The following is an 8,290-nucleotide window of genomic DNA, read 5'->3' on the forward strand; positions in this document are numbered from 1 at the left end:
ATCAAGAAGCCCGTCACCGACATACAAGATTTAGTGGTTTTACCAATGCAATTTATGAATAAAATGAAAAAAAAGTAAAAAGGCTGAGAATAATAAATTCTCAGCCTTTTTACGTTCAAATTTTAATCAAGATAACGAATTCATCTTTAAAAAATTTACAAATTTTTCTTTTAATTCTTTACTTTGATTGTTTTTTAGGTAACATAAGTTTATTTTTGCGGAAACTAGAGGCTCAATAGGAATTATCTTAATTTTTTCCGCATTTTTTGGTACCAATTTGCTCATTAACAAAGAAATGCCAATTTCTTTACGAACAAAATCAATAATATTTTCAATATAATGATCGGCGTAAATAACATTAGGAATAAATCCCGCAGATTTGCAGAGTGCCACACATAATTGGTAAGGTCTGGAATTTACAGGTTCAAAGATGAAATCCCGGTCTTTTAACTCCCTTACTTTTAATTTTTGCTTTTTGGCTAAAGAATCATTTTCAGACAGAACTGCAACTAGATAATCATTCTGAAAGTTAACTTTTGAAATTTTTTCATTTTCTGGATTTTTAATAAAAGCCATATCTAGTTGACCACTGAGCAATTCTTTTTCTAGTTGGCTGCTAGTAGCGTTGCTTATTTGACACTGGATACCACTATCTTGAATAAAGTCGAAAATTAAGTTAAGTGTGCCATATTCAGATGCAGAGGGAATAGTGCCAATTTTTAAATTACCCTGTTTTTCTTTTTCATCACGAATTATGTTTTCGCATCTACTTTCCAAATCTTTAATACGTCGAGCAAATTTGAGGTAAATTTTGCCATACGTAGTTAAAACAATACCTGATCTGGTCCTTTCAAATAATTTTACATCCATATCTTGTTCTATTTTTTTGATATTTTTAGATAGTGATGACTGGGAAATGTAAAGAGAATCGGCGGCATCAGAAAAATTATTGGTCTTAGCAGCTGCCAAAAATGAATCAATATAGCGCAAATCCATATTTTCTAGCTCCTTTTAATTCATGTATTCTTTTTTAGAAATAGTCTATTCCCAAACTGATTTGCTCGTCAACCCGTCCTTTAATACAATAAACTTTGTGATAAAAGCGATTTAAGGAGATGCTATCATAATGAATAATTTTCAAGTCGGCTTTGGTAAGGAAAATGTAAAAATAAGGGAAAATGATCTGCCGATTCGAGATTTCGAGGTGCTTTTAACAGATTTAACTACTAGAGTTGTATTGTTTGGAAATGAAAAGAAAATTAAATTTGCACTTGTTTCTATCAGTTTAACTTCAATTACAACTAGAGATTGTAATCTATTTAAGAAAAAAGTCGCGGATGAGACTAATCTGTCGTTTGAGCATATATGGATTTGTGCAACCCATACTTTTTCCGCGCCGCATCTCAAGCAATCATTAAAAACCAAACAAGATCAAAAAAAGTATCAACTATTTTTAAGTCTGATTTATGCAAGTATAGAAGTTGCAACTAAAAGGGCCGAAAGTGACTTTCAAAGGGTTAAAGTTAGTTATAAAACATCAAATTGCTTTTTAAATGTTAATCGAAATGTCAAGACTCAAAATGGCTATTGGTTAGGCCGCAATTTTAACGGATACAGTGATCACCAGATTAGAATTGTTGGTTTTGAAAAGTCTGATGGCACTAGTAATTTGATTTTCAATTATGACATTCAGCCAAGCGTGATGGATCATATTGTTAATAATGAGAATAAGAAGATAATTACCGGCGACATTTTTGGTATTGCAGCTACAAGTATTGAGCAAAAAAGTAGTATCGTTGTTGTTCCTCTAATCGGCTGTGCTGGTGATCAAAGTCCAATTTTTAAAGGACAGTCTGATTATACATACGAACAAAATATTACACTTTTGTTTGCTGAAGCGAAAGTTTTGTCTGATGCAATCGATCAAGCAATAGTTCAGTTTGTAGATGAAAAGCCAAAGATCAGTGATTTTGTTATTTCGGTTGATTTGCCAGCACAAATTCGACAAAAAGACACTTTTTCGATTAAACCAACGTTACATTACGACTTTAAAAAAAGTAATGACTTAATTCATTCGCATATTTACGGTTTAAATATTGGAAAAATAACGTTGCTGGGTACTGAAGCGGAACTTAACAGTAAGTATGCAGATAAATGTAGAAACCAAATATCAAGCGAAGCTGTGCTGATATCAACTATGGTTAATGGTGGTCTAAAATATCTACCTGAAGAGGATGATTTTATGCATATTTCATATCAGGCGATGAATTCGTCAATTGGTCAGGGAGCTGATAAAAAAATGCTGTCAGCTTTTAAAAAAGTAAATGATTATGTAAGAAGAGGTTAAAAATGTTAGTTGGACATGGAAGAATAGATATTACGCCAAAGGGTAAATTTTATTTATTAGGTTATAAAACCCCACTACGAAATAAACCAGCAAAAGGGATTCATGATCATGTTTTTATTAATGGAATACTGTTTTTGAATGAAAAAGGCGAGAAGTGCTTTATTGCAACTGGTGACTTACTCGAAATTGAAGACATTGTTGCAGCAGATATCAAAATGCAAATTAGTAAAAAATATGATATTCCAGTGGAAAAGATTATTATTGGCGTTACCCATGATCACCACTCTGTTCGTGATTATCATCGAACATGGGAATTTGGCCAATATTCACAAGAATACTATGAATTTTTTATTGATAGTTTTTTGAAAGTTTATGAGCAATGCTTGGAAAATTTAGCTGAGGTAACTGTCAAATACGGACAGGACCTAATTCTTGGATATTATGGCAACCGTGATCATAAAGGTAAATTATCGGATAATGTTGTATCTGTTATTAAATTTATTAGTGACAATAAGGTGGTTGCAGGTATTGTCAACATGGCCGTGCACTCTACTGTTTTGGGCAGTAACAACATGTATCTGACTGCTGACCTTGCGGGTAACATATGCGCTCAGCTAAAAGAAAGATGGGGTATTTACCCTTTGATGTTAATTGGATGTGCTGGAGATTCAAGTAACAGGTTTCAAAGGCAGGGAAGAGATTTTAAAGAATTAAACCGTGTGTCAAAAGGATTAGCTGAGAAAATCAGCCAGATTAAATCAAATAAAGTTGTCAATGTAGATAAGGGTAATATTCAGTTTTTAACTTTGGCTCAAGAAATCGTTAACGATAAGTCAAAATATGATCAAAGTCTTCATAATAAAATTAAAGAGATGAAGGAGCATTCCGAACATTTTGTCGGTTTGAATAATGTGAATGCAGTAGTCGAAAAATGTGAAAACCAGTTAAAGAAACCACAATTCTATGATATGTTGCAAATGGAAATTTTGGATATTGGCGAACTGAGAATTTTTATTTTTCCAGGAGAACTTGCTTCAGCGGGTGCTAAATTTTTGAGAGCTTCAACCAATAAGACAGTATTAATAGCTGGATACTCAAATGGCTTTCATTATTACTTCATGCAGGCACAGGATTATGGACTTTCGTTTGAAAGTATTGGCAACCCTGTACCAGCAGGAACATTTGAAAAAATAATTTCAAAATTTGTTCATGCAAGTCATGTATTAGATTCATATGAAAGGACTGAAGCTAATGAATTTAGAATAACGCTGTGATTGAAGTTTACCGATCATGTTGAAAGAAAAATATGATTTTATGGGAGTTACAAAATGGACTATTACAAATTAGGAACACAAATCCTTAAAAATGTCGGTGGACCAGATAACATAGTAAGCATGACCCATTGTGCTACTAGAATTCGTTTTGTTTTAGTAGATGAGTCTAAGGCAAAAGACGACGAAATTAAAAATATGACAGGAGTTTTGCAACTAGTCAAACATGGTGGCCAGTATCAAGTGGTGATTGGACCTAGTGTTGCAAGGGTGTACGATACAATTGTTAAAAAAGTCAAATTACTTGAAGATACAGATGGAAAGGAAACCTCAAAATTAGCCCAAAAGCAAGATAGCAAAAAAGAAGGATGGTTTTCCAAGGCTCTGGGACTAGTTGCTTCAATTTTTACGCCAATTCTAGGCCTACTTTGCGGAGCTGGTATGATTAAGGCTTTTTTATCAGTTTTATCAGTTACTCATTTAATTTCCAAGACTAGCGGAACTTATATGATTTTAAACGCACTTGGAGATTCGGTATTTTACTTTTTCCCTGTAATCATTGGTTGGAGTGCTGCAAAACGATTTAAAATGCCAGAATCATATGGAATTATACTTGGATCAATTTTGATTTATCCTGCAATTATAACAGCAGCTGGAGCAAAGAATCTCCATACAATATTTGGAGGCACTATATTTGCATTAAAATATGCTGATAAGTTCTTAGGCATTCCAATTGCTCTTCAAAACTATTCAAGTTCTGTTGTTCCCGCAATTATTTTAATGTGGGTTTCAGGATATGTTTACCAATTTTTCCAGAAGCACATTCCTGACATGATCAAAATGGTCTTTGTACCATTTTTTACAATTATGCTTGCTGGTATTATAGGTCTTTTAGTAATTGGACCTGTAGCAATGATTTTACAAAACTTGTTAAGTGGCTTCGTTTTATGGCTTGTGAATATAAGTAAGGGTCTTACTGGTTTCGTATTAGGTGCTTTCTGGAGCCTTTTGGTCATGTTTGGTTTGCATTGGGCGGTTATTCCATTCTTTGCTATAGATGTGGCGAAATATGGTTATGATGTTATCAATCCGTTAATTTTCTCTGGAGCCTTAGCTGTCTTGGGTTCAGCACTTGGAATTGCCATTAGAACAAAAGATACCAATACTCGCAGTATGTCAGTTGCAGCTGCAATTTCAGCATTCTTCGGGGTCAGTGAACCAGCGCTTTATGGTGATTTGGTTCCAAGAAAATGGATCATGATTACGTCATTTATTGGTGCTGGTATTGGAGGTGCTATTGCCGGCTTTGGTGGTTCAAAGCTTTATTCTTTTGGTGCTAATGGTCCACTTGGCTTACCATGTTTTATTAATCCAAAGGGAATCGATGCGGGATTTATTTGGCTTTGTGTCAGTGGTGTAGTTGCCTTTGCTTTTTCTTTAATTTCAAGCTTAATAATTGGTGACAGAAAAGGTTCACTAGATGTAATTACTAAGAAGGCAGATGAAACACAACATAAAAAAACTGTTAAGAATGTTGCTGTATATTCTCCTGTAAAGGGGTCTGCCATTGATTTGACTAGTGTAAACGATGAAGTATTTTCAAAATTAACAATGGGAGACGGTATTGCTATTGAGCCCATTGAGGGGAAAATATATTCTCCAATTGATGGTATTATTCGTGTAGCGTATGATACTGGTCATGCCATTGGACTTCACTCAGATGATGGTGAAGAAATACTTATACACATTGGAATAGACACAGTAAATCTTAAAGGCAAGTTCTTTAAGATTCATGTCAAAGAAGGGATGAGAGTCAAAAAGGGTGACTTGTTAGTGGAATTTGATTTAAGCCAAGTTCAAGCAGCAGGTTATGATCCTATTGTTATGGTGATTATTACTAAAACTGACAATTTAAAGAGCGTAACACCTAAAATTTTCGGTCCAGTAAATAATGACAAACAAATTTTGAATGTAGAATTAGGGTAAAATATGATAAGAAGGGAAAGAATATTATTTTTACTTGGCATTTTATGTTTTAGTAGTTTGTTTATGATTAACATAAATTCAGTTCATGCAATTGGTCTAAAAAAAGCAAAAGTTGAAGTGAAAAGTAATATTTATGGAAAAGGATTTATAAATGGCTATAGTACTTTGAAGACTGAAAATAATGGTGTCATTAAATATAAAGAAGATTCTAAGGCAAAAATTAAAATTATTTTGCCAAGACATCAAAAAGTAGATGATAAAAAGATTAATTCTTCGAAAGCGAAAGTTTCACTTGTTTCAGGGGATGGATACTATGTAAATAATTTAAAATTACGTTCCAATAAGTTGAAAAATAAGTGGAAGAACGGTCAAACTTCATATTTATTGAAAACAAATGATTTGACTTGGACAAATAATGGTTACCATGTTGAAAATGGTGGCCAAGAGTGGAGTGGAATTGGTGGTGATGGCTCTGGAAACTATTATTTTAACTTGAAACTAAGCGACATAAAGTATAATCATAAAATTTTACCCGAAGCAACTTTCAGAATTCATATTTTTATTTATGGTCGTGATTTTGGTGGCAATGGAAAATATGGTACTCCAGGTTATGACGATGTTGTTTGGCCTAGTCTGACTTACCAAAAATTTAAGACACTTAAAAATGATACTTCAAAACCAATTTTTAAATGGAAAGGTGAAGGAAACAAGCCTGTTCTTTGTGATTATAAAACTGATAATTTTATGATCTATTGGCCCATCAAACTAAACGTAGCTAAAATTTCTAAGAAAGATGTCAAAATCAAGTTGTATTCACAATACGATGATACTTTGACTATACCTAAAAAATATATTGGCGTTAAAAATTCAGAAAAAGCCACTCAAATTGCTATAGATTATGTTTACTGGCCGTTCACTCCTGTATATACGAAAATGAAAATTATAGTGAAAAACGGAAGAAAAACTTATTTTAAGATATATAATATTGCAAGTGTGTATACTCACATGGTTCAAACGGGGGGAGGTTTGGACAGAGATAAAACCGTCATAGCTTATGAATTCTATGGTATAAAAAATCTTATTAGTTGGAAACAAGTAGTATCAGAACCTTCATATATGTTTGCGTACAAACCAGTCAATGCTTCTCCACATGATCCTTATAAGTATTTTTATGCTGAAAACAAAAATGGAAAGGGCTATATAGAATTAAATGAAAGAAAAGCAAAGATTTTTTATGATAAAAATAATGAGTCGAATATTCAGCTATTCGGAAATACCGTTTATGTGACAGAAAAAATAGCTAAAGCAAAAAAAATCCAGTATCAAGGTAAGACTTATAAGTTGGAAAAAACACTTGTCGGTGGAAAATCAGTAGTTCCTTCTAAAGATTTAAAACCTTCTAAAGGATACATCATGACCAAATCTCAATTCTGGGACACTCATCAAAGGTGGGCTTGGCTAAATTTTAATAATAAAGGTTGGGTATCAAAAAAATAAAGGGGGAAATTTATCAATGAAAATTGATGCAAATGTTTACTGGTTACCAGATGAACTGTTTACTAATAAAAAGATCCTTGAACACTTTTTAAAAATGATTAATTCAAGTGATGATACAAAAGCTACTGCTAGTGAACAGGGCGATGGCTCAATTAAAATAACTATTGAGAAACCAACTGGTCAGCCTAGTTTAGATTATTTTCAAAATGATTATGACCTCGACCATCAGTTGGTAGATATGAATGAAGGACACATTGATAAAGCTGTATTGAAACTCCCTGGCTGCCAGGAATGGATGGATCTTGAACTTTGCAAAATTTTTAACAGGTTATTGGCAAAACACATTAGGCAAAGCAAAGGTCGAATGTTTGGACTTGCTGTCGTTCCTCCATATAACACAAAAGAAAATCTAGCAGAACTTGATTATGCAGTCAATTCTCTCGGATTGAATGGTATCCAGTTATCAACGCATTACCAATGTGGTTACTTAGATCAACCAGCATATCGCGGATTTTTAAAACATGTGGATGCTATGCATATTCCTGTTTACGTTCATCATACCCCGGTACCAATAGAATACAATTCAATCAAAGATTACGAAAATTTGCGTCGCTCTTATGGTAGGTGTGAAGATCAGATTATAGCAATTAGCCGAGAAGTATATAGTAATCTATTTAAAGAATTGCCTGATTTAAAAATAATTCATTCAATGCTCGGTGGTGGCTTTTTTACTTATAAGAATATGCTTCTGCCTCATGATTCTGGCAATGGTCGTTTTGATACCAATAATGATGCAATTAGGGATCGATTGGAACAAAACATATTTTATGAAATTTCACATGCACAACCGTGGGGAGAAGAAAATCTAAAAATTGCCATTAAGGTTTTAGGTGCTAAAAATATCATTTATGGTTCTTCTTATCCTGTTAAAAAAATTTGGATGACGAAAGGACCAACGGTGATTAAAAAGCTGAATATCAAACAAGAAGATAAGGAGGCTATTTTGGGCAACAATGCTGCTTGCTTATATCATTTATATTAAAATCGAAAACTACTTATTATGTCAGGGCCTATAATGAAACCCTGGCTTTTTTATAATATTGAGAATTGGAAATCGTATACATAAAATTTAATTAAAAAAATCTTAATTCTACCACGCTCGACATGTCAGAAGAAAATATTATTGCAA

At 33.2% G+C, this 8,290-nt stretch carries 6 protein-coding genes; 5 read left to right on the top strand and 1 reads right to left on the bottom strand.

Annotated features, from left to right (window positions below; translation table 11 throughout):
- Window positions 1–126 precede the first annotated feature (126 nt).
- On the bottom strand, window positions 127–996 hold the full coding sequence (locus tag Q0K80_RS09220) for a LysR family transcriptional regulator (RefSeq protein WP_294605665.1): 870 nt from the start codon (window positions 994–996) through the stop codon (window positions 127–129).
- A gap of 130 nt (window positions 997–1,126) precedes the next feature.
- Between Q0K80_RS09220 and Q0K80_RS09225 the strand changes: the two genes are divergently transcribed.
- The 5 genes from Q0K80_RS09225 (at window position 1,127) to Q0K80_RS09245 (ending at window position 8,143) form a co-directional block, all read left to right on the top strand.
- On the top strand, window positions 1,127–2,347 hold the full coding sequence (locus Q0K80_RS09225) for a hypothetical protein (RefSeq protein ID WP_294605667.1): 1,221 nt from the start codon (window positions 1,127–1,129) through the stop codon (window positions 2,345–2,347).
- Window positions 2,348–2,349: 2 nt separating this feature from the next.
- A complete protein-coding gene (locus tag Q0K80_RS09230) occupies window positions 2,350–3,621 on the top strand; it encodes an alkaline ceramidase (protein WP_294605669.1) in 1,272 nt (423 codons plus the stop codon).
- 54 nt (window positions 3,622–3,675) lie between these two features.
- On the top strand, window positions 3,676–5,604 hold the full coding sequence (locus Q0K80_RS09235; protein ID WP_294605671.1) for a beta-glucoside-specific PTS transporter subunit IIABC: 1,929 nt from the start codon (window positions 3,676–3,678) through the stop codon (window positions 5,602–5,604).
- A 63-nt stretch (window positions 5,605–5,667) separates the two neighbouring features.
- Window positions 5,668–7,101 carry a hypothetical protein gene (locus tag Q0K80_RS09240; protein WP_294605672.1) on the top strand — a complete coding sequence of 478 codons (1,434 nt, stop codon included), beginning with the start codon at window positions 5,668–5,670 and terminating at the stop codon, window positions 7,099–7,101.
- A 16-nt stretch (window positions 7,102–7,117) separates the two neighbouring features.
- Window positions 7,118–8,143, top strand: coding sequence for an amidohydrolase family protein (locus Q0K80_RS09245; protein WP_294605673.1), 1,026 nt, complete (start codon window positions 7,118–7,120; stop codon window positions 8,141–8,143).
- The last annotated feature ends 147 nt before the right edge of the window (window positions 8,144–8,290 follow it).

It is taken from the genome of uncultured Lactobacillus sp., from assembly GCF_945290125.1.
Lineage (GTDB): Bacteria > Bacillota > Bacilli > Lactobacillales > Lactobacillaceae > Lactobacillus > Lactobacillus rizhaonensis.